General features: G+C 63.6%; 2 protein-coding genes and 1 tRNA gene. All 3 read right to left on the minus strand.

The window, feature by feature from the left end; all coding sequences use genetic code 11:
• Position 1 precedes the first annotated feature (1 nt).
• Positions 2-77: transfer RNA gene (locus tag ACR9ZH_RS18395), tRNA-Ile, on the minus strand.
• Between the two features lie 360 nt (positions 78-437).
• Complete coding sequence (locus tag ACR9ZH_RS18400) at positions 438-1481, minus strand: Rieske 2Fe-2S domain-containing protein (protein WP_481292213.1); 1044 nt, start codon at positions 1479-1481, stop codon at positions 438-440.
• Positions 1482-1664: 183 nt separating this feature from the next.
• Positions 1665-2576, minus strand: coding sequence for a helix-turn-helix domain-containing protein (locus ACR9ZH_RS18405; protein ID WP_481292214.1), 912 nt, complete (start codon positions 2574-2576; stop codon positions 1665-1667).
• Positions 2577-2842: the final 266 nt, after the last annotated feature.

A 2842-nucleotide genomic window follows, 5' to 3' on the forward strand; every position in this document is an offset into this window, starting at 1 on the left:
TTGGTGGGCCCACCAGGACTCGAACCTGGAACCAAAGGATTATGAGTCCTCTGCTCTAACCATTGAGCTATAGGCCCTTTGCGGACGCGCAGTTTAGCCGAAGCCGGGAGTGGCTTGCGCGCTTCCCTGCGGCGTTTTGCAAGAATGGCCTTACTCATCCCCCCAGGAAAGCCACAGGGCTCCGGCAGGATCGTCGCTGTCTTCGTCGGCCTAAGCTGGTCGCGATGGCTGCCCTATACGCGCCCGCTACGCGCAGCACTGGATCCAGGCACGGGCCGCACGCCATCCCTTGCTGTGTGAGCTGTACGGGCCCAGAGCCTCCAGAACATCCCGCAACCGCCGGCCATGGCCTGCCTCATGAGGATCCGGCATTCGTCGTCCGGAACATCCTCGAAGGTGTTTGGATGATGCGGAGTGGCCCCGCAAGGAACGGTGATTCAACGAGCGTATCGGAAGCTCAGCCCCATCTTCGCGAGCGACCGGCGGTACGCGGCGGAAGAACGGTCTGCCGGGAAGTGCGCTTCTTCGCCCGGGTCCAGCGGCAGATCCTCGGGCATCTGCGTCTCGATGATGGCCTGGTCCTCGGCGAAGATCCTGGCGTTGAAGGCGTGAATTTGCTCGTCGGGAACGTCGAAGTTGAAGTTCTGCGCGATCGGGACGAACAGCCGTGTCCGGTGCGCCGATACCGGGCTCGCGGCATTGAAGATGTGTAGCTGCCCATCGTCTGGAAAGTGCACGATGAGCCGCGCGGTGAACGGCGGGTAGATGTCGAACTCGCGCAGCCAGAGATAACCTTCGGGTGCGGACAGGCCGGAGCCATGGGGATAGTTCGCCACCGGGCTCAGGTATTCGGCATGGACGCGCCCCTTCTCGTCGGTGCTGACCGGGTAGTCCGGGACGAGCGGCTGGTCCCTGCGTGCGAAGGTGTCCTGGTGGACCCACGCGAAGTGCGCGACGTCGACAAAGCCTTCGACCTGGCGGCCGCACGATCCTCCGATATCGACGGGCGGCGGAAGAACCTGGCGGTAGGCGTCGGTACTCCACGCGTCGAACGGAGGGATCTCGTTAGCCGTATCGGGAGTGAGCGTGGTCCATAGCAGGCCGTAACGTTCCACCGCAGGATAGACATTGACCGAGAAGCGTTGGGAGGGCACCTGCTCGGGATGCGCTGGAATGCGCGTGCAACGCCCGTTGGTTGCGTAACGCAGCCCATGGTAAGGGCATACGATCTCATCACCTTCTACCCAGCCGTGGGAGAGCGGGACGCCGCGGTGGGCACAAAGGTCGCGCGCCACATGCAGGCCGGCAGGTGTACGGTAGACCACCAGGCCCACGTCCAGCAGGCGCACGGAGACAGGTTCCTTGCCAATATCCTGGACGCGAGCGATGGGATACCAGTGCATTGCGAGAATCCGCCAATCGGCGGGGTCGAAGGTGCACTGGCGTGGAATAGCGGGCGAGGTGGAGAGGGTGGACGACACGGGGATGGCCTCGGGGGTAATTCACCAGTGCTGCTACTGTCGCGCCTGTCACCTCGCATGACTTCCCTGATCGCAGGCGTACTTCCGGATTCGCACTTCTGTCGTCCGGTCGTGCTATTCGCAAGAGTGCACGCTCGTCGGCCTGAGTAATGAGCGCCGAAGCCACGATCGGCGGCCCGGCAATCAGCCGGCCGCTTGCAGATCGGCGGGGCGGCGCGCGCGGGCGGAGGAGCGCGCGCGGTGTGGAACACGATGTGCCGCGTGCGTATGCGGCGCGCGCAGGTCTCGCCACTGTCGCGGCGTCATGTTCTCATGGTGCTTGAACACGGTGGCAAAATGCGCCTGCGTTTGGAAGCCGACGGCGATGGCGATATCCATGATCGTGTCGTTCGTCTCTTCCAGTAGGTGCTTCGCGCGCGCGATCCTCTGGGCTAGCAGGTAATGGTGCGGGCGCATGCCCGTCGCCACCTTGAACTGCGCCGCGAAGTACATGGGAGAGAGGCCGGCCGCGCTGGCCATCTCGGCCAGAGAAATTCCGGTATCCAGCCGCTCGTTCACCAGGTCGGTAACGCGCCGCAGCCGCCAGACTGGGAGCCGCTGCTGCCGCGTTGCCGGCTGTGGCGCCTGCTGGCGCGAAATCACCGAAAGGCGCAGCGATATCGCTTCGACGATCGGTTCCTCCACGCAAGGGGCCGACATTTTCGACGCAATCGCAAGCACGTTGACCAGGCGTTCGATGACCGCATCCGCTTCCAACTGGAGCACCGGCGTAGCCTTCAGGCGTTCCATCAGGGCTTCGAACTGATTCTCCGCCTGCGTCTCGCCGATGAGCAGCGCCACGCCTTCGGCTAGACGATTCCCGGTGACCCGGAAGGGTCCAGCAAGGCGTGTGACCACGATGCCGCCCCGATACATGCCCTGCACGTCGATCCACTGGCCGGCGACTTCGCGTTGCATCGCGCACGCACCGGGCACGATGAAGACGCACAGTCCGGCGTCTTCGAGCGTGATCAGGTCGGTGGCGTCCAGGGGCATGCACTTGAGGCCGGCCTTGGCCGACGACGCTTGAGCAGAAATGGAAGAAGAACGGAACATTTCGTTATCCCTCGAAACATGCAAGCAGCGGGCGCGCCCCTGTGCGCACCGATGAGCTGCGAATCGTAGGGAGGGGGTGCCAGGGAGGCACGCTCGGCAAATCGCGAATTCTCCCCAAGTTCTCTCATTCCGGCGTGTCGGGAACTGCGGCCACGCGCACATATCCAGTCTTTCCAAGGGTGTGGGCCTATATTAGGCTTCGCGATGGAGCGGGCGCCGCGGGGATCGCGTGCCGTGATCCGTTAAGGAACGAGTCATTCTATGAA

It is taken from the genome of Luteibacter sp. SVR4-7G, assembly GCF_056755555.1.